The organism is Streptomyces sp. NPDC046915, from assembly GCF_040644935.1.
In the GTDB taxonomy this organism is placed as follows: Bacteria; Actinomycetota; Actinomycetes; order Streptomycetales; family Streptomycetaceae; genus Streptomyces.
Genome location: NZ_JBEYXB010000003.1, coordinates 324,166 through 342,283 on the forward strand (window position 1 = coordinate 324,166; position 18,118 = coordinate 342,283).

The following is an 18,118-nucleotide window of genomic DNA, read 5'->3' on the forward strand; positions in this document are numbered from 1 at the left end:
GAACGTGGGTGTCAGGCCCGGAAACGTCCCCCCAGCACGGCCCCTTCGATGCGCCGTACCGCGAAGACCGTGGTGTCGTCCCCCAGACGGCCGGCGCTGTGCCGCAGCACGCCCTCGCGGATCAGGCGGATCAGGCGGCGGGGCCGGACGGCGCCCGGGTCGGCGGCGGCGGCGCGGGCCACCTGGCCGGCGAGGTCGTAGAAGACGCCGTGGCCGTTGCGGGCCTCGGTCACACCGTCCGTGGTGAGCAGCAGGGTCTCGCCCGGGGCGAGGGGCACCCGGGTGGGCAGCGGCGGGCCCGCGGCGGGGACGAGTCCGCCGAGGCCCAGCGGGAGGCGGTCGCCGGCCGGCAGGGACCGTACACCGTGGGGGCCGACCGCGAGCGGGGGTTCGTGGCCGAAGTTGACGACCTCGACGGTGCCGTCGTCCACCACGGGGAAGCCGATCAGCACGGCGGTGGCGAACCGGTCGCCGTCGTCGCGGCCCAGGGCGATGCTGTGGAAGCGGTGGCGGCCCATGCGCACCTCGAGGTGGGCGGCGACCGTCGTCAGGCCGGGCGCGTGATAGCCGATCTCCCGGAAGGTGCCGAGCAGCGCGGCCGCCGCCTCCACCGCGCCGAGCCCCTTGCCCTGCACGTCACCGAGGAGCACGCGGGTGCCGTTGGGGCCGGCCTGGATGTCGTAGAAGTCGCCGCCGACGCGGGCCTCGGTGTCGGCGGCCAGATAGGCGGCGGCGTGTTCGAGGCCGCCCCAGCCCGGTGGCAGCGGGCGCAGCACGGTGCGGCGGGTGGTCTCGGCGATGTCCCGCATGTGCAGCATGCGCCGCTCGCCGCGCAGCCGGACCGCGCAGGCCAGGGTGGCGAGGATGCCGCCGAGGGTGACCAGGACGGCGTCGGGCCAGCCCACCTTGTACTGGTTGAACCAGACGCCGTCCACGAGCGCGTAGTCGACGACCGCGAGCACGGCGAACGCGGCCGTGGTCCACAGCCCGCAGAGCGCGGCGGCGATCCCGGGCACGAGGACGATCCAGGTGATGATCCGGATGTTCGCGCCGGTGCCGATGTCGGCCAGCGTGATCAGGACGAGCAGCAGCAGCGGCACCACCCAGGCGACGCTGCGGCCACGGATCCGCAAGGGCTCCCGCCGGCGCAGGTCCTCGCGTTCGGTCACGGTGAGCAGTGCGAGCCCTTCATGCCCTCAGCGAAGCACGGGAGTGGGTGGGCCGCATCCGGGGAACCCGTGCCTCCCTCCCGCTTGCCAGGGCGTTCCCCTGGGGTGTGCCCTGTAAGGCAGGGGCGTGGAGAGAGAGGAGAGCTCTCATGGCTCAAGCGGCACACGCGTCCGGTGAGGTGGCCCGGTACGGCGGCCCGCCCGATGTCTTCAGCGAGCGGACGCATGCGATCACCAGGTGGGCGTTTCCGCTGGTGCTCGCGCTGATCTACGGGTACTGGGCCGCCGCCAACACCCGCTACGGCGGACCCGTCACCGGCTGGAACATCCTGTTCGGCTTCGTGACCGCGATCGTGTTCTTCGCCCTGTACATGGGCGTGCAGGCCCTCGGCTCGCGCGTGAAGCGCGAGGTGCACGCGTTCTTGTGGGCGGCCCTGTGGGGCAGCGCGCTCGGTTTCCTGTACAGCCTGAGCGGGCGTGGCCACACCGTGCTGGCGTCCGCGGGGCTGGCGGTGGCGCTCGCCGTGCCCTTGTTCATGGTGATCTTCTACCGCTACTACACGCACGAGGACGCCGCCGGGCACCGGGTCAGGTGACCGGGGGACCCGGCTGCGTGTCAGCCGTGTGTCCTGTATTCCCCCGGCGTCCCCCCGAATGCACCCACCCGGCTCGCGCACCCCGGTTACGGGCCGTGTCCTGGGAGTGTGCCCCCACGTCCCAGGAGCGCCCTGTCGGCCGTACTGATCGCCCTGTCCTGCCTCCTCGTGCCCGCCGGCACGCTGGGGGCCTGGGCGTCGTACGGGCTCGCCGACACGGGCCGGTACGTCACCGTCATGGCGCCGCTCGCCACCGACCCGGACGTGCGTGACGCGGTCGCGGACACGGTGGCGGACGGCATCATGCGCGAGGTCGACGTGGGCGGGTCGGTGCGCGGCGCCGTCCGCCCCTTCGTACGCGACGCGGTGCGCTCCTTCACCCGGACGCACGCCTTCCGGCTGGCCTGGGACGCCGGCAACCGGGCCACCCACGAGGCCGTGCTCCGGGCGCTGCGCGACGGACGCGCCGTGCGCGACGAGCCGGTCACCGTCGATCTCGCCCCCGTCACCGCCCTGGTCAAACGGCAACTCACCGACGACCACGTGCCGCTGGCCGCCCGCATCCCGGTGGCGCACACCGCGGTGACCGTCCTCCCGGCCCGGGAGCTGGGCCGGCTCCGAAAGGGGTTCCACGTGCTCGAAGTCGCCGGCTTCTGGCTTCCCGTCGCGGCCGTCGCCTTCGCCGCCGCCGGGATCGCCCTCGCCGTCCGCCGCCGCCGCGCGGTCACCGCCACCGCCCTCGGCACGGCCCTGGGCGGCGCGCTGCTCGCCCTCGCCCTCACCGTCGGCCGCCGCCTCACCCTCGCCGACCTGCCCGCCGACATCTCCCCGCCGGCGGCGGGCGCCGTCTACGACGCCCTCACCGAGACCCTGCGCGCGGCCTCCTGGCTGCTGCTCGCCTGCGGCCTGACGGTGGCGGCGGCCACCTGGCTCACCCGGCTCCTGAGGGGCTCGCTCGTCGAGCGACGCCGGCGAGCGTCCGCAGCGCCCGCGCCAGTTCCGGCACCGGCACCGACGCGAGCCCGAGCCTGACCGCGTCCGGCGTACGGCTCGGATCCACACAGAAGGCCGTACCCGGTGTGACGGCGATCCCGCGGGCCGCCGCGGCGGCCGTGAAGGTGTCCGCCCGCCACCGCGGGGGCAGCTCCCACCAGGCGAAACAGGCCTGCGGGTCGGACCGTACGGTGAATCCGGCGAGCTCCTCGGCGACCACCCGCTGCCGTCGTGCCGCGTCCGCCCGCTTGGCTTCCACCAGCCGCGTCACGGTCCCGTCCCCGAGCCACCGCACCGCCGCCTCCAGCGCGAACGCGCCCGCGCTCCAGCCCCCGGACCGGATCGCGGAGGCCACCGCCCCGACCCGGTCCGGCGGTACGACGGCGAAGCCGGCGGTGAGGCCCGGCGCGACGCGCTTGGAGAGGCCGTCGACGAGGTGGGTGAGGGCGGGGGCGAGGGCGGCGAGCGGGGGTTCGGTGCCCTGGTGCAGGAACGACCAGATGCGGTCCTCCACGACCGGCAGGTTCAAGTCCGTCATGGCGTCCGCGAGTTGCCCGCGCCGCTCGGTGCCCATGGTCACCGAGGTCGGGTTGTGCAGGGTCGGCTGGACGTAGAGGGCGGACAGGGGAGCGGTCCGGTGGGCGGCGGCGACGGACCGCGGGCAGAGACCCTGGTCGTCCGCCGCGAGCGGCACCAGGGTGATGCCCAGCCGGGCCGCCATCTCCTTGACCAGCGGATACGTCAGCGGCTCGACGCCGACACGGCCGCCGGGCCGGACCAGGGAGGCGAGGGTCGCGGCGATGGCCTGGCGGGCGTTGCCGGTGAAGAGGATCCCGCCGGGGTCCGGGCACCAGGCCCCGGTGCCGAGCAGGGCGGCCACCGCGTCCCGGGCGGCGGCGTGGCCGGTGGCGGCGGCCGGGCGGAGCGCCTCGGTGAGGGCGTCCGGGCGGAGCAGGGCGGCCAGGGCGGGGGCGAGGATCTCCGACTGGCCGGGCGCGGAGGGGTAGTTGAGCTCCAGGTTGACCGAGCGGTCGGGGCCGGACGCTTCCGTGAGCGCCCGCCCGGCCGCCTCCGGGCCGGTACCGGCACGCACGAAGGTGCCGCGTCCGACCTCGCCCACCACCAGTCCGCGCCGCACGAGTTCGGCGTACACGCGCCCCGCCGTCGAGGCGGCGATCCCGCGCCGCCGGGCGAACGTCCGCTGCGGAAGCAGCCGTTGCCCCGGCCGGAGCCGGCCGGCGGCTATCTCTTCGGCGATCCGGTCGGCGAGGTACCGGAAGTCGTCCACCACTCTCGTCAACTCTCCTCGTTCCACGGGCCGGTCGGATTGCACCGAGAGCAAAGATCTTATTGCACCGAGTAATCGATCAACCTAGGGTCGCTGGTATGACCTCCTTCCTCGCATACGAGGACAAAGGCCCCGAAGTTCCGCACGGGCTCCCCCTCGTCCTCGTCCACGGCCACCCCTTCGACCGCACCATGTGGGCCCCGCAGACCGAGGCCTTCTCCGCCGCCCGCCGGGTGATCGCCCCCGACCTGCGCGGCTACGGCGCCTCCCCCGTCGTCCCCGGCACCACCCCGCTCGCCCGGTTCGCACAGGACATCGCCGAGCTGCTGGACGAGCTGGAGGTGGAGTCCTTCGTGCTCGCCGGGCTGTCCATGGGCGGGCAGATCGTCATGGACTGCTACCGGCAGTTCCCCGAGCGGATACGGGGCCTGGTCCTCGCCGACACCTTCCCGGCGGCGGAGACCGCCGAGGGCAGGCGGGCCCGGGGCGACATGGCCGGCCGGCTGCTGCGGGAGGGCATGCGCGGGTACGCCGACGAGGTCCTGGAGAAGATGGTCGCCCCGTACGCCGCACCCGAGGTCAAGGCCCACGTCCACCGCATGATGACGGCCACCCCGCCCGAGGGCGCCGCGGCGGCCCTGCGCGGCCGGGCCGAACGCCCCGACTACCGCGAGCTGCTGACCCGGGTCGGCGTGCCCGCGCTCGTGGTCGTCGGCGCCGACGACGCCTTCACCCCGGTCCCCGACGCCGAGGCGATGCACGCCGCCCTGCCCGACTCGACGCTGCACGTGATCGAGGGGGCGGCACACATGCCCAACCTGGAACGGCCGAAGGAGTTCAACGAGGCGCTGGGGGCGTTCCTGGCGCGGGTGGACAGGGGACTCGTACGCTCGGACCAATGACGAACCAGCCCGGACGCAGGCGGCTCGGCGCCTGGTGCGCCGGGCTGCTGTTCGCGGGCGTGAGCGTGGTCGTCGGCTGCCGGGTCGCCGACACCGACGGCATCACACCGGTGACCCAGCTGCTCGCCTTCCTGCCGTGGCTGCTGCTCCCCACCGGCACGGCCCTGCTGTTCGCGCTCCTCGCGCGGTGGTGGACCGGCCTGGTGTGGGGGCTGGCCCTGCTCGGGCTGCTGGCCTGGTTCATCGAGCCGTACGGCAAGACCAGCGACGCCTCCGGGCAGCCGCTGGCCTCCTTCCGGGTGCTGACCTCGAACGTCGAGTTCGGCCGCGGAACCGGTTCCCTCGTCCCCGCCGTCCGCCGCTACCAGCCCGCCCTGGTATTCGTACAGGAGTGCGATCGCACCTGTCAGGCCACGCTCACGCGGGAGTTCGGCGACACCTACCCCCACCGTCAGGCGGTCGTCGCGGACGGCTCCAAGGGCTCCCTCATCCTCAGCCGCTACCCGCTGCGGGGCACCGACGGCGTCACCGGCACCATGGGCATGCCCGGCGCCGTCGCCGACGTACGCGGCCACCCCGTACGGCTCCAGCTCGCCCACCCCATGCCCCCGCTCCCCGGGCAGCTCGGCCCCTGGCACCGCGAGCTGGGCCGGCTGCGCGACTTCGCCGCCGCCGACCGGCGGACGCCCACCGTCCTCGCCGGCGACTTCAACGCCTCCCAGGACCACGCCGCCTTCCGCCGCATCCTCGACACCGGCCTGCGCGACGCGGCCCGCCTCGTCGGCGACGACCGCACCCCCAGCTGGCCGGCCCGCACCGCCCGGGTCCTCGGCGCCCAGATCGACCACGTCCTGGTCTCCCCGGACTTCTCCGCGACCAGCGCCCGCTTCCTCGGGCTCACCGGCACCGACCACCGCGCGCTGCTCACCGACCTCACCCTCCACCAGCGCGAATGACCCGGCTCGGGGCCGCGCGAGACGGCCATAATGGGCGCATGTCCCGAGAGTTCCCCATCGGCCTCACACCCCCCGACTGGCTGATGCGGAACCTCCAGCCCCACCGGGCCCCCGTCAACCTGCCCGCCGCGGCCCGCGCCGCCGCCGCGATGTCGGCACCCCTGGCCGTCGGACTCGCCACCGGACACCCCCAGTACGGCGCGCTCGCCTCCATGGGCGCCCTGTCCGGCGTCATCGGCGACACCGCCGACGCCTACCGCATGCGGCTCCTCAACATCGCTGTCCCCCAGCTCTTCGGCGCGATCGGCGTCACCCTGGGCGCGCTCGTCCACGGCCGGGGCTGGCTCGCCGTCGCCGTCGTCACCGGCGTCGCACTCCTCTCCGGAATGATCTCCACGATCGGCGCGGTGGCCTCGGTGTCGGGCCTGCTGCTCCTCCTGAACGCGGTCATCGGCGCGGGCCTCCCCCTCCCCGGCCCCTGGTGGCTGGCGCCCGCCCTGATGACCGGCGGCGGCCTGCTGGTCCTCCTGCTCACCCTGCTGGCCTGGCCACTGCGGTCCGGAGTGCCGGAACGGACGGCGGTGGCGGCCACCTACCGGACCGTGGCCGCCCTGCTCGCGGCGAGCGGCACCGACCGCACGTCGGAGTACGACGCCGCCCGTCACGCCGTGACCCAGTCCCTGAACCAGTCCTACGACCTCGTCCTCTCCCACCGCGCCCGCCATCACGGCCGCAGCCGCGAACTCACCCGGCTGCTGGCCCAGTTGAACGCGATCACCCCGGTGGTGGAGGCGGCCCCCGCGGCCCACCTGGCGGGCCGCCCGCTCCCGCCCGAGGTCCCCAAGACGATCCGCCACCTGGCCCACGCCGTCGAAACCGGCTACACGGGCCCGATAAACCCAGCCCCCCTCCCCACCCCCACCACCGAGACCGGCCGCGCCGTCGACCACGCCCTGCGCCACGCGGCCGAGGTCGTCACCTCCCCCGACGTGGACCCGCGCGGCATCGACGACCGGCTCGGCCGCCCCGCCGCCCTCGGCGTCCGCACCGCGCGGGCGGCCCGCAACGTCGTCCTCTCCGCCCACTCCTGGCGCTACGGCCTGCGCCTGGCCCTGTGCATCGGCATCGCGCAGGCCCTGGTCTCCCTCATCCCCGTGCCCCGCTCCTACTGGATCGCCCTCACCATCACCTTCGTCCTCAAGCCCGACTTCGGCTCGGTCTTCTCCCGCGCCCTGCTGCGCGCCCTCGGCACGGTGGCGGGCCTGGTGATCGCGGCGGCGGTCCTGGCGGAGGTGCCCAGGGGCTGGTGGGACGTCCTGGTGATGCTGATCCTGGCCCCGCTGATCCCGGCCCTGACCCCCCGCGGCTACGGCTACCAGACCGCGGCGATCACCCCGGTGATCCTCCTCCTCTCCGACATCCTGAACCACCAGGGCACGGCCCTGCTCCTGCCCCGCCTGATGGACTCCCTGCTGGGCTGCGCCATCGCCCTGATCGCCGGCTACCTCCTCTGGCCGGAGAGCTGGCACACGCGCGTGGGCGACCGCCTGGCGAACGCGGTCGCGGACACGGCCCGCTACGTGGAGGCGGCGTTCGGCGAAGCCACGGAGACGACGGCCGACCCGGCATCCCGCGCCCGCATGCGCCGCCGCCTCTACCGCGACCTCTCCGCCATCCGTACGGAATTCCAGCGCGCCCTGACCGAACCGCCGCCCACCGGCCGCCGCGCCGCCGCCTGGTGGCCGCTGGTCGTCGCCGTGGAACGCATCGTCGACGCGACGACAGCGGCCCGCGTCCGCGTGCGGCACGGCGCGGCTCCGCCGTCCTCGGCCGAAGTGGCCCAGGTGGCCATGCAGTTGACAGAACTCTCGGACGGTGTCCGCCATGCCGAGTCCCTGATCGCCGTCCGCACCGACCTCACGGGCCCGTCGGGCAGCGTCCTCGAACCGCTGCGCCAGGAAGTGGCGGCGGCCCGGACGATCGCCTCACCACACTGACCCACCCCAAGATCACCACCGGGGGCCGCTAACCTTACGTGTCCGTCCTGGCCAGGGATCGACGGGCATCAACTCAGTGAAGGGTTGCGCACATGGGCATTCTCACTCTCCTGCGGAACGCGTTCGGCCGGTCACGCAAGGGGCGTACCGCCGAAGCAGAGGGTGCGGACAGCACGCCTTCGCCCCAGCCGGTCGCCCCGGCCCCGCAGCCCGAACCCACGGCCCGGATCCCCGAGCCCCGCCCCTCCTCCCCCGAGGAGCAGGCAACGGAACACGACCTCGTCTCCGCAGCCTTCGACAAAGTGACGGTCCCCCACCCGTCCACCCCCACCGAAGCCGAAATCACCCTGAGGCCCACGGAACCCACTCCGGAGGCGAAGGCCGAGGCGGAGCCGGCGGCCACGCCCGAACCCGTGGCCGAGGCCGAACCGACGGTCACCGCCGATGTGGAGCCGGAGCCCACCCCCGAGCCCGAGGCGGAACCGGAGGCCAAGGCCGAGCCTGTGGCCGAGCCGGAGCCGGAGGCCACCGCCGACGTGGAGCCGGAGGCCAAGGCCGAGCCGGAGGCTGAACCGGAGCCGGAGGCCGAAGCCGAGCCCGTGGCGGAAGCAGCCGCCGAGGTCGAGACCGAGGTCCAGGCCGAGCCCGTAGCGGAAGCGACCGCGGAGCCGGAGCCGGAGCCGGAGGCCGTGGCAGAGCCGGAGGCCGTGGCGGAGTCCACGCCGGAACCGCAGCCCGCAGCCGCCGACGGCGAGGACACCCCACAGGGGCCACCCACACCCGACCACGAAACCAGCACGGGTGCTGCGGGTGGGAACAACCCGGCCGAAGGCGAAGCCGAGGCGACCCCCGAGCCCGAGCCCGCGGCGGAAGCAGCCACCGAGCCGGAGGCTGAGACCGAGGTACAGCCGGAGGCCGTGGCGGAGTCCACGCCGGAACCGCAGCCCGCAGCCGCCGACGGCGAGGACACCCCACAGGGGCCACCCACACCCGACCACGAAACCAGCACGGGTGCTGCGGGTGGGAACAACCCGGCCGAAGGCGAAGCCGAGGCCGCCACCGAGGCGACCGCCGAGCCGGAGCTCGTAACGGAAGCAGCCACCAAGCCGGCGCCCCAGGCGGAAGCAGTCACCGAGCCGGTGGCTGAGACCGAGGTACAGCCGGAGGCCGAGGCCGTGGCCGCTACCGAGGCGACCCCCGAGCCCGAGCCCGAACCCTCACAGGGCCCCGCCACCACCCTCGCCCAGGTAAAGACCCGCGCCCCCGGCCTCCTCACCGCCTACAAGGCAGCCACAGCCACCCTCAAGAACTCCGACCTCACCGGCACCCGAGCAAGGCTCTACCTCGTCCTCGACCGCTCCGCGAGCATGCGCCCGTACTACAAGGACGGCTCCGCCCAGGCCCTCGCCGAGCAGACCCTCGCCCTCGCCGCCCACCTCGACCCCGAGGCCACGGTCCCGGTCGTGTTCTTCTCCACGGAGCTGGACGGCACCGGCGAGCTCACCCTCACCACCCACGAGAACAAGATCGACGACCTGCACGCAGGGCTCGGCCGCATGGGCCGCACCAGCTACCACGCCGCCGTCGAAGCCGTACTCGCCCTGCACGACAAGACCCCCGACCCCACCGCCCCCGCCCTGGTGATCTTCCAGACGGACGGCGCCCCCGACGCCAAGACCCCCGCCACCCAGTCCCTCACCGAGGCCGCGAAGACCCACCCCGGCGTCTTCTTCTCGTTCGTCGCCTTCGGTGAGCACGACAACAAGGCGTTCGACTACCTCCGCAAACTGAAGACCGACAACGCGTCCTTCTTCCACGCGGGCCCGACCCCGCGCGAGCTCACGGACACCGAGCTCTACGAGGGCGTCCTGGCGGCCTGGCGGCCGTAAACCCGCCGCCGATCCCTTCGGGGGGTGGACCAGTGGCCCCGCGCCACAGGTCCACCCCCCGAAACGCATGTGAGCCCATGTTCAGCGGGCCAGTAGGATTTCGACTTATGGCGGCCACTGGATCCGAGAAGCAGGGGGCGAAGACGTACTACGTCACGACCCCCATCTACTACGTCAACGACGCTCCTCACCTGGGCCACGCCTATACGACCGTCGCAGGCGACGTGCTCACCCGCTGGCACCGTCAGCGCGGCGAGAAGGTGTGGTACCTCACCGGCACGGACGAGCACGGTCAGAAGATCATGCGCACGGCCGAGGCGAACGGGTTCACGCCCCAGGCGTGGGCCGACAAGCTCGTCACCGAGTCCTGGGAGCCCCTCTGGGAGCACCTGGAGATCGCGAACGACGACTTCATCCGCACCACGCAGAAGCGGCACACCGACCGCGTCCAGGAGTTCGTGCAGGACCTGTACGACAAGGGCGAGATCTACAAGGGCGGCTACGAGGGCCCGTACTGCGTGGGCTGCGAGGAGTACAAGCTCCCGGGCGAGCTGCTCGACGGCGAGGGCGAGTACGCGGGCCAGAAGCTGTGCCCCATCCACAAGACGCCGGTGGAGATCCTCAGCGAGGAGAACTACTTCTTCAAGCTGAGCGAGTACACCGACCGGGTCCTCGCCCACTACGAGGCCAATCCGGACTTCATCCAGCCCGAGTCCGCGCGCAACGAGGTCGTGAACTTCGTCCGCGGGGGCCTCCAGGACCTCTCCATCTCCCGCTCGACCTTCGACTGGGGCATCCCGGTCCCCTGGGACGACAAGCACGTGATCTACGTGTGGTTCGACGCGCTGCTGAACTACGCCACGGCGGTCGGCTACAACGAGAACCAGGAGAAGTTCGACTCCACCTTCCCGGCCGACGTCCACCTGGTCGGCAAGGACATCCTCCGCTTCCACGCGGTGATCTGGCCGGCGATGCTGATGGCCCAGGGCCTGCCCCTGCCCGGCAAGATCGCCGCGAACGGCTGGCTGATGGTCGGCGGCGAGAAGATGTCGAAGTCGAACCTGACCGGCATCAAGCCGCAGGACCTGACCACGCACTTCGGCGTGGACGCCTACCGCTGGTACTTCCTGCGCGCCATCGCCTTCGGCCAGGACGGCTCGTTCTCGTGGGAGGACTTCTCCGCCCGTTACACGAGCGAGCTGGCGAACGACTACGGCAACCTGGCCTCCCGGGTCGCCGCGATGGTCGGCAAGTACTTCGGCGGCGCGCTGCCCGAGGCGACGGCCGTCGGCGAGGCGGAGAAGGCCGTCCACGAGGGCCTGGCCAAGGCCGTGGCGGAGGCCGACCGGAAGATCGGCGAGGAGCTGGACTTCCAGGGCGGCATCCTGGCCGTCTTCGAATTCGTCAAGCAGGTCAACGGCTACCTCACCGAGCAGGAGCCGTGGAAGGTCGCCAAGGACACGAGCGACGAGGGCCAGGCCCGCCTCGCCACGATCCTCTACACCGCCGCGGAGGCGCTCCGCGCGATCGCCGTCCTGCTCAACCCGGTCATGCCGGAGACCTCCCAGAAGCTCTGGGACTCCCTCGGCGCCGATGCCTCCCTGGGCGCCCTCCCGGCCCAGCTGGTCCAGGAGGCCGGCGAGTGGGGCAAGCTCCCGGCGGGCTCCACGGTCACGAAGGGCGCGGTCCTCTTCCCGCGCCTCGAGGAGAAGCCGAACGAGTAGGGCGTACGCCGTGCACACGCAGAGGCCCGGAAACGACTCGTTTCCGGGCCTTTTCGCGCGGGGTTCAGCCCACCGGTGAGGGCGAAGGCGCGCCGGCCCACCGGTGCAAGGCGGCTTCGAGACCGGTGACAGCGGCGGTGTCGGCGCTGTCGGACGCCCAGGCGACCACCCCGTCCGGACGTACCAGCACCCCGGTCGGCGTCGCATGGCCATCGGTCACGCCGCTCACCCGCCCGGCCCAGGCCGCGGCGCGGCGGGCGAACGCGCCGTCCGGAGTGCGGTCGAGCAGCAGGAACCCGCCGCCGTGACCGTGGTCGGCCAGCCGGGAGCCGTCCCCCAGCCACAGGTCGGGGACGAACCGGCCGACCAGCGGATGGTCGCCGGGCAGGTCGATGCGCTGTGTGACACCGGAGATCTTCTTGACCGCGTACGTCGTGCCGTCCCGGGTGCTCAGCAGATCGGCGACGACCTCCCGGAGCGCGGCCGACTTGGCGTCCCCGCGCAGCACCCCGATCTGGGCCCGAGTCCAGTCCAGCACCCAGGCGCCGAGGGGACGGCGCTCGGCGTCGTAGGTGTCGAGCAGCCCTTCGGGTGCCCACCCGGCGATCACGGCACCGAGCTTCCAGCCGAGGTTCATCGCGTCGCCGGCCCCCAGGTTGAGCCCCTGGCCGCCGAAGGGCGGGTGCACGTGCGCGGCGTCACCGGCCAGGAGCACCCGCCCCGACCGGTAGGCCGCCGCCTGGCGGGCGTTGTCGGTCCAGCGGGTCGGGATGGCGCGCAGCGCGGTCAGCGTGACATCGGTGCCCGAGACCCGGCGCAGACTGCTCTGCACCTCTTCGAGGGTGACCGGCGCCGACCGGTCGGCGGGAGGACCGCCGAACTCCAGGGTGGCCACCCGGCCGGGCTGTGGCCCGTAGCGGTACGCCCCCCGGCTCGACCATGTCCATCCGTCCGCGAGCACCGAGGGGTCGGCGATGTCGGCGACCGCCTGGTAGCCGGTGAGTTCGGGGTCGGTGCCGGGGAAGCCGATGCCCGCGAGGCGGCGCACGGTGCTGTGCCCGCCGTCGCACCCGACCAGCCACCGGGTGCGTACCGTATCGGCGGTGGTGCCGACGAGCACACCGTCGCCGGTGTCTTCGAGCGCGGTGACCTCCACCCCGCGCCGCACCGGGACGCCAAGTCGCGCGACGTGGTCGGCCAACAGCTTCTCCAGCTGGGGCTGCGGCAGCATCCGCGCCCCGCCGACCGCGGCGTGCGCGGCGAAGTCGGGATCGGACCAGTCCACGAGGTCGGGGTCGAGGACCATCCCCGCGACATGTCCGGTGAGCCGAGCATCGCCCACTCGCCCGCCGCCACTGGGCAACAGTCCTCGGCGGTCGAGTGCCTCGGCGGTCGGCACGTTGATCGACTGCGCCTTCATCGCCTCGTCCGGCTCGGCCCGCCGCTCGAGTATCTGCACCGCCGCCCCGGAGAGCGCCAGCTCAGCGGCGAGCAGAAGGCCCACGGGCCCGGCCCCGACCACGGTCACGTCCACATCGCACTTCTCATCGCTATGCACGAACAGTGTTCTATGTACGAACACTGTTCGTGTCAAGTTATAGTGGTCAGGTGAACCCGAGAGAGCGACGCGCGGCGCGCCACCAGCCGCCGAGCCCCGACACCGACGCCAAGGCCGCCCCCAGGCCGCGGCGCCGCAAGGCCCCGATCACCGTGGAGCAGGTCGTCGACACCGCGCTGGGCGTCATCGCCACAGAGGGTTACGAAGCTCTGACCATGCGCCGACTGGCCGGCGCACTCGACACCGGACCCGCCTCGCTCTACGCCCACGTGGTCAACAAGGCCGACCTCGACGAGCTGCTCATCGGGCGGCTGTGCGCCGAACTCGTACTCCCCGAGCCCGACCCCGCGGCCTGGCGGGAACAGCTCCGCGGCGTGTGCGCCCAGATACGCGACCAGTACCTGAAATACCCCGGCATCTCCCGCGCCGCGCTCGCCATGGCCCCCACCAACCTGGAGACCGTGCGCGTCAGCGAGGGAATGCTGGCGATCGTGCTCACCGGCGGCGCCGCCCCCCAGGCCGCCGCCTGGGCCATCGACGCCCTCCTGCTGTACGTGGCCGCCTACTGCCTCGAAGTATCGATCGCGCGCCGCCGCTCAGCGGACGACGACGCCGTCTGGGTCCACGACCGCGACGAACTACTACGCCGCCTCACCGCCCTGCCCCCCGAAACCTTCCCCCACACCACCCGCCACGCCCCCGAACTCACCGCCGGCGAGGGCCACGACCGCTTCGACTTCACCCTCACCCTGATGCTGGACGGCCTCGCACACCGGTAGCGCGTGGCACCCCGGTACACAAAAACGTTCATTCGTATCTCGAACGGGTGAATGCTCCTCGTCACCCGGACAGCGCGCCTCGTGATCGTCGAGATTGCTCCCATGGTCACATCGACACACGAGGCCTCACATCGGATCTTCCAGGAGCATCCCGAGGTCCTCGCCCCCGTCTTCGAGGCACTGGGACTGCCGCCTCCGGCAAAATCGATCATCGAGGCGATGTCCCCCGACGCCACGGAGATCCGTCCCATGGAACGCCGTGTGGACACCGTGCTGAAGGTCGAGCCGTCCGAGGGAGACCGGTTCGTGGTCGCCGTCGAGAAACAGACCGAACCAGTCCCGGGCAAAGGAATCAGCTGGGCGTACTACGTCGCGTACCTGCATGCGAAGTTCGGACTCCCGGTGCTGCTGGTCGCGGTCTGCCACAGCAAGCGGACCGCGAAGTGGGCGACAGGGCCGTTCGAAAGCCGCGTCGGCCCCTGGGCCACCCAGGTGACGCGCCCGTTCGTCCTGGGTCCGCACAACGTTCCGGAGATCACCGACGTGTCGATGGTCACCGAGAATCCGGCGCTGGCGACGATCTCTGCCATCGTGCACTGCGAGAGCGAGAACCACCCCGCCATACTGAACATGCTGGCCGGCGGGATCCGGTTCTTCGACAAGGCCACAGCGAAATACTGGTGCGAGTTCGTGGAAATCGGCCTGGAGAACACTCCAGCCAGGGAGACATGGAAAGGGCTTCAGAAAATGATCGCCACCTACTTCCCCGGCCGGGGAACCCTCTTCGAGCAGACGTACCTGGAAGGCGAGGCCAAGGGCGAGGCCAAGGGCGAGGCCAAGGCCATCCTTCGCTTCCTCGAAGCACGGGGCGTCTCCGTCCCCGAGGAGGCACGGGACCGCATCGCCGACTGCACCGACCTCGACCTCCTCAACCGCTGGCTGGACCGGACGCCGCATGTGGAGAGCGTCGACGAGCTCTTCGCCGAGGAGTCAGGACCCACCGCGGACCAGGCCGAAGCCTGAGCCAGGAGGCGATCGTGACCGACGATCTCGATCTCGACGATTCATCGAACCTGCACGACCTGCTCTGGTTCACCTTGGCATGCATGGACTTGGGCATCCCGCCGGAGCGCATCGTGGGCGACTTCCGATTCGGGCTGGAGGAGCTGAGACAACAGGGCTCCCTCCCTCTCCAGGAGATGGCCCGCGTCCGGGCCACGGTGGCCAAGCAGCCCGAGAACGAACACGAGGACGAGGACTGGGTCCGGGGACACACCGCCGGATACACCGCCGGATACACCGCGGCGTGGGCCGCAGCGGTCCTGCGGGTCCTGGAGGCGCGTGACATCGCGCTCCCCAAGGAGGTCTTCCGCCCCCTCTACGTGTGTCCGGACCCGGACGCCCTCACTCGCTACCTCGACCGCGCCATCACGGTCGACACGGCGGAGGGAATCTTCGCTCCTACCCCCTGAAGTGAGCTGCCCCCGAGCCGCTTCAGCTTCCTGAGGCGTACGTGACGAAGTCCGCCCAGGCCTCCGGCGCCAGCGCGAGCCGGGGGCCTGCGGCGTGCTTGGAGTCGCGGACGTGGACGGTGCCGGGGGTGACGGCCAGTTCGACGCAGGAGTTGCCGTCGTTGCCGCCGCTGTAACTGCTCTTGAACCACGCCAGCTCGGAGGTGTCCCCGGCAGTGGTCTTGCGGATCATGTGTCTCCCAGCAGTTGCTCAATAAGGGCCAGCGACTCCTTCGGCGAGAGCGCCTGAGCCCGGATGGTGCCATACCGCAGCTCAAGGATGCGCAGTTGTTTGGGGTCGGAGGTCGGCCGGGCGTTGAACGCGCCGTCCGAGCGGCCGACGGCCGTACCGTCCGGGAACTTCAACAATTCGATCCGCCCGTCCAGGCCGGAATGGGTGTCGCAGTCCATCGGCATCACCTGAAGCACGACGTTGTGCAACCGCCCTGTCTCCAGCAGACGTTCAAGCTGCTGACGCCACACCATTCTGCCTCCGATAGGACGCCGCAGGACCCCTTCTTCCAGGACGAAGCTGAGCGCCGGTGCCGGCGAGCGTTCGAAGACCGACTGCCGGGCCAGACGAGCGGCCACCATCCTTTCCACATCGTCCGGCGAGTACGGCGGCTGCGCTGCCCCGATCACGGATCGCGCGTGCTCCGCGGTCTGCAACAGCCCAGGGATGATGTGGCACTCGTACAGGGCGATCTCGACCGCCCTGCCCTCCAGCTTCCCCAGTTCCCGAACGTTCTTCGGGTACCGGACCTTCTTCACGTCCTCCCAAGCCGCCGCAATCAATCCACCCGCGCCCAACACCTCGTCGGCCTTGTCCAAGTACTCCTGCCGAGGAATCCGCTTCCCACCCTCGACCTTGTAGACCAGGTCCTCCCCGTACCCGACCGCCGTGGCGAAGTCGGCGGCCCGCATCCCCACCGCCTCCCGCCGCAGCCTCAACTGCCGCCCCACGGTGGTGATGACGGCCACGCCCCACTCGTCGTCCGGATCCACCTCCCACCCCGGCTCGTCAGCCTCGCTCCTGAGCCGCCGCGCCTCGCCGTCCACCGACATGCCGCACCCTCCGTCGTCCCCGTAGGCCCAGTTCCGACAGCCCGGACAACAGCCAAGAAGCCTCGGACGGTCACCCTACGTATCAGTGCTGTCACTGTTCACGGTAAGCACGCACCGCCACGGTCAGTGACGTGAACCAGGAAAAGTCCACCCAACTTCGCTCACCCAAGGACCACTTCAGCGTCCTGCTGTCCCCCACACCACGCGGCGCCCGCCTCGCCCGCCTCCTCGCCACGGAGTGGCTGCGCACCCGCGACCTGCCCCGCCGCGTAACCGAGGCCGCCGAACACCTCGTCGCCGAACTGGCCACCAACGCCGCCACCCACGGCCGGCTCCCCGGACGCGACTTCCGCCTCGCCCTCCTGGCCCGCCACGCGACCCTCCGCATCGAGGTCACGGACACCCGCGGCGACAACCTCCCCCACCACCGCCCGCCCACCCCCGACGCAGAGTCAGGCCGCGGCCTCCTCCTCGTCGACGCCCTCGCCGACCGCTGGGGCGTGAAGCTGGGCCCTGTCCCCCGCAAGACCGTCTGGGCCGAACTCGACCTGCCACCGGAGCCCGACCCCGTGTGCTCCGGTGCCGTCGGCGGTCTTCCCCAAGGAACACGAGAGGGAAAGAAACCACGCCAAGCCCCACCCCTCCCGCCCACGGCACACGCTCACTCTCGCGAGTGAACATCACCAACTCGGCTGGATTCGTGATGGGTTGTCTGCCTTACGCTCAGCGCAACACGACACAGCACAACCCGAGACACACGACGGCCCTCGCCGGGACTGGCATCCCACTGCGAGGGCCTGACCACCAAGGAAGCAACAACCTTCCCGATGGATAACCAAAACACTAGCGTGCTCCCGCACGCCCAGCCCCGTCTCAGCGAGAAGAACCACCCTCGCGCGAACGCGCACCCCGGCGGCGTCATCCACGACAACTTCCGCCACGCCACCCGCTTCGCGGTGATCGGCAACCACCTCACGCAGCACCCGGACCTGTCGCTGCTGGCAATCGGCCTGGCCTGCCACATCCAGTCGCTGCCCACCGGCGCCCGCGTCGACATCAAGACCCTCGCCGCCCGCTTCCCCGAGGGCCCGACCCGGATCGCCTCCGCCCTGCGCGAGCTGGAGGCCCACGGCTACTTGCGCCGTACCCGCGAACGCACGGAGACCGGCCGGATCATCACCCGCACCGTCTCCTGCAACCAGCCGGGCCACCGCCGCGACACACCCAAGCCACCGGCCCGCCGCGCAGCCACCACCCCGGAGCGAAAACCCGCACGCCCCCGCGCCCTCCCCGCCGTACCGAAGCCCGCGTGCACCTCCCCCGCCCTCCTCCAGACGGCCACCGAAGTCCTCGCCGGCCTCCGCCGCACGGACCCGCGCCTGCTGCTCTCCGCCACGGACGCCGAGCACCTTGTCCCCGGCGTAGCCGCCTGGCTGGAACGGGACCTCACCCCCACGGCCGTACGCCACGCCCTGACCAGCGACCTGCCCGCGGAACCCCTACGCCGCCCGGCCGCCCTCCTGGCCCACCGCCTCACGGCCCAGCTCCCACCCCTGCCGCCGTTCCGCGCCCCCGAACCACCCCCGCCCGTCCGTCACCCACTCCGCAACTGCGATACCTGCGACCGCGGCTACCGGGGCCCCAACCCACACAACTGCGGTGACTGCCGGACCCCCACCCACCGCTGAGAC

The 18,118-nt window shown here is 72.0% G+C and carries 17 protein-coding genes; 12 read left to right on the top strand and 5 right to left on the bottom strand.

Annotated features, from left to right (window positions below; genetic code table 11):
* Window positions 1-11: 11 nt before the first annotated feature.
* On the bottom strand, window positions 12-1,169 hold the full coding sequence (locus ABZ915_RS09645; protein WP_361798577.1) for a PP2C family protein-serine/threonine phosphatase: 1,158 nt from the start codon (window positions 1,167-1,169) through the stop codon (window positions 12-14).
* A gap of 149 nt (window positions 1,170-1,318) precedes the next feature.
* Between ABZ915_RS09645 and ABZ915_RS09650 the strand changes: the two genes are divergently transcribed.
* Together ABZ915_RS09650 and ABZ915_RS09655 are read left to right on the top strand one after the other, a co-directional pair.
* The gene (locus ABZ915_RS09650) at window positions 1,319-1,765 is read left to right on the top strand and encodes a hypothetical protein (RefSeq protein ID WP_361798580.1); all 447 of its coding nucleotides are present in this window, start codon (window positions 1,319-1,321) and stop codon (window positions 1,763-1,765) included.
* Between the two features lie 108 nt (window positions 1,766-1,873).
* Window positions 1,874-2,797 (top strand): hypothetical protein, encoded by a 924-nt coding sequence (locus ABZ915_RS09655; protein ID WP_361798583.1) that lies wholly within the window; start codon window positions 1,874-1,876, stop codon window positions 2,795-2,797.
* Here ABZ915_RS09655 and ABZ915_RS09660 read toward each other — a convergent pair.
* Window positions 2,697-4,046, bottom strand: coding sequence for a PLP-dependent aminotransferase family protein (locus ABZ915_RS09660; RefSeq protein WP_361799460.1), 1,350 nt, complete (start codon window positions 4,044-4,046; stop codon window positions 2,697-2,699). The two genes, ABZ915_RS09655 and ABZ915_RS09660, sit on opposite strands and share 101 nt — an antisense overlap.
* 98 nt (window positions 4,047-4,144) lie before the next feature.
* On the opposite strand from ABZ915_RS09660, the gene ABZ915_RS09665 reads away from it, so the two are divergent.
* The 5 genes from ABZ915_RS09665 to metG all read left to right on the top strand — a co-directional run bounded on the left by ABZ915_RS09665 (window position 4,145) and on the right by metG (window position 11,514).
* On the top strand, window positions 4,145-4,948 hold the full coding sequence (locus tag ABZ915_RS09665) for an alpha/beta hydrolase (RefSeq protein WP_361798586.1): 804 nt from the start codon (window positions 4,145-4,147) through the stop codon (window positions 4,946-4,948).
* Window positions 4,945-5,904 carry an endonuclease/exonuclease/phosphatase family protein gene (locus ABZ915_RS09670; protein ID WP_361798589.1) on the top strand — a complete coding sequence of 320 codons (960 nt, stop codon included), beginning with the start codon at window positions 4,945-4,947 and terminating at the stop codon, window positions 5,902-5,904. Before ABZ915_RS09665 ends, ABZ915_RS09670 begins: the two co-directional genes overlap by 4 nt.
* Window positions 5,905-5,942: 38 nt before the next feature.
* On the top strand, window positions 5,943-7,901 hold the full coding sequence (locus ABZ915_RS09675) for an FUSC family protein (protein ID WP_361798592.1): 1,959 nt from the start codon (window positions 5,943-5,945) through the stop codon (window positions 7,899-7,901).
* A gap of 92 nt (window positions 7,902-7,993) precedes the next feature.
* Complete coding sequence (locus ABZ915_RS09680) at window positions 7,994-9,790, top strand: VWA domain-containing protein (RefSeq protein ID WP_361798595.1); 1,797 nt, start codon at window positions 7,994-7,996, stop codon at window positions 9,788-9,790.
* Between the two features lie 107 nt (window positions 9,791-9,897).
* Window positions 9,898-11,514: a methionine--tRNA ligase gene (metG, locus tag ABZ915_RS09685; protein WP_361798598.1), complete on the top strand. Its 1,617-nt coding sequence runs from the start codon at window positions 9,898-9,900 to the stop codon at window positions 11,512-11,514.
* A 64-nt stretch (window positions 11,515-11,578) separates the two neighbouring features.
* On the opposite strand, the gene ABZ915_RS09690 is transcribed toward metG, so the two are convergent.
* Window positions 11,579-13,078, bottom strand: coding sequence for an FAD-dependent monooxygenase (locus ABZ915_RS09690; RefSeq protein WP_361799463.1), 1,500 nt, complete (start codon window positions 13,076-13,078; stop codon window positions 11,579-11,581).
* A 44-nt stretch (window positions 13,079-13,122) separates the two neighbouring features.
* Between ABZ915_RS09690 and ABZ915_RS09695 the strand changes: the two genes are divergently transcribed.
* The 3 genes from ABZ915_RS09695 (at window position 13,123) to ABZ915_RS09705 (ending at window position 15,323) form a co-directional block, all read left to right on the top strand.
* Window positions 13,123-13,851, top strand: a complete 729-nt coding sequence (locus tag ABZ915_RS09695; protein WP_361798601.1) for a TetR/AcrR family transcriptional regulator — start codon at window positions 13,123-13,125, stop codon at window positions 13,849-13,851.
* A gap of 102 nt (window positions 13,852-13,953) precedes the next feature.
* The gene (locus ABZ915_RS09700) at window positions 13,954-14,874 is read left to right on the top strand and encodes a hypothetical protein (RefSeq protein ID WP_361798604.1); all 921 of its coding nucleotides are present in this window, start codon (window positions 13,954-13,956) and stop codon (window positions 14,872-14,874) included.
* A gap of 14 nt (window positions 14,875-14,888) precedes the next feature.
* Window positions 14,889-15,323 (top strand): hypothetical protein, encoded by a 435-nt coding sequence (locus tag ABZ915_RS09705; RefSeq protein WP_361798607.1) that lies wholly within the window; start codon window positions 14,889-14,891, stop codon window positions 15,321-15,323.
* 22 nt (window positions 15,324-15,345) lie between these two features.
* On the opposite strand, the gene ABZ915_RS09710 is transcribed toward ABZ915_RS09705, so the two are convergent.
* A complete protein-coding gene (locus ABZ915_RS09710; protein WP_361798610.1) occupies window positions 15,346-15,555 on the bottom strand; it encodes a DUF397 domain-containing protein in 210 nt (69 codons plus the stop codon).
* Complete coding sequence (locus tag ABZ915_RS09715; RefSeq protein ID WP_361798613.1) at window positions 15,552-16,427, bottom strand: helix-turn-helix transcriptional regulator; 876 nt, start codon at window positions 16,425-16,427, stop codon at window positions 15,552-15,554. The genes ABZ915_RS09710 and ABZ915_RS09715 overlap by 4 nt, the downstream gene beginning before the upstream one ends.
* A 131-nt stretch (window positions 16,428-16,558) precedes the next feature.
* On the opposite strand from ABZ915_RS09715, the gene ABZ915_RS09720 reads away from it, so the two are divergent.
* On the top strand, window positions 16,559-17,104 hold the full coding sequence (locus ABZ915_RS09720) for an ATP-binding protein (RefSeq protein ID WP_361798616.1): 546 nt from the start codon (window positions 16,559-16,561) through the stop codon (window positions 17,102-17,104).
* 150 nt (window positions 17,105-17,254) lie between these two features.
* Entirely contained in the window at window positions 17,255-18,115 is an 861-nt protein-coding gene (locus tag ABZ915_RS09725; RefSeq protein WP_361798619.1) for a helix-turn-helix domain-containing protein, read from the top strand.
* The last annotated feature ends 3 nt before the right edge of the window (window positions 18,116-18,118 follow it).

Excerpts from the sequence above, each read along its gene's own strand:
- ABZ915_RS09650 (WP_361798580.1), top strand. The coding sequence starts at position 1,319 with ATGGCTCAAGCGGCACACGCGTCCGGTGAGGTGGCCCGGTACGGCGGC.
- ABZ915_RS09665 (WP_361798586.1), top strand. The coding sequence starts at position 4,145 with ATGACCTCCTTCCTCGCATACGAGGACAAAGGCCCCGAAGTTCCGCAC.
- ABZ915_RS09670 (WP_361798589.1), top strand. The coding sequence starts at position 4,945 with ATGACGAACCAGCCCGGACGCAGGCGGCTCGGCGCCTGGTGCGCCGGG.
- ABZ915_RS09675 (WP_361798592.1), top strand. The coding sequence starts at position 5,943 with ATGTCCCGAGAGTTCCCCATCGGCCTCACACCCCCCGACTGGCTGATG.
- ABZ915_RS09680 (WP_361798595.1), top strand. The coding sequence starts at position 7,994 with ATGGGCATTCTCACTCTCCTGCGGAACGCGTTCGGCCGGTCACGCAAG.
- metG (WP_361798598.1), top strand. The coding sequence starts at position 9,898 with ATGGCGGCCACTGGATCCGAGAAGCAGGGGGCGAAGACGTACTACGTC.
- ABZ915_RS09700 (WP_361798604.1), top strand. The coding sequence starts at position 13,954 with ATGGTCACATCGACACACGAGGCCTCACATCGGATCTTCCAGGAGCAT.
- ABZ915_RS09710 (WP_361798610.1), bottom strand. The coding sequence starts at position 15,555 with ATGATCCGCAAGACCACTGCCGGGGACACCTCCGAGCTGGCGTGGTTC.
- ABZ915_RS09715 (WP_361798613.1), bottom strand. The coding sequence starts at position 16,427 with ATGTCGGTGGACGGCGAGGCGCGGCGGCTCAGGAGCGAGGCTGACGAG.
- ABZ915_RS09725 (WP_361798619.1), top strand. The coding sequence starts at position 17,255 with ATGGATAACCAAAACACTAGCGTGCTCCCGCACGCCCAGCCCCGTCTC.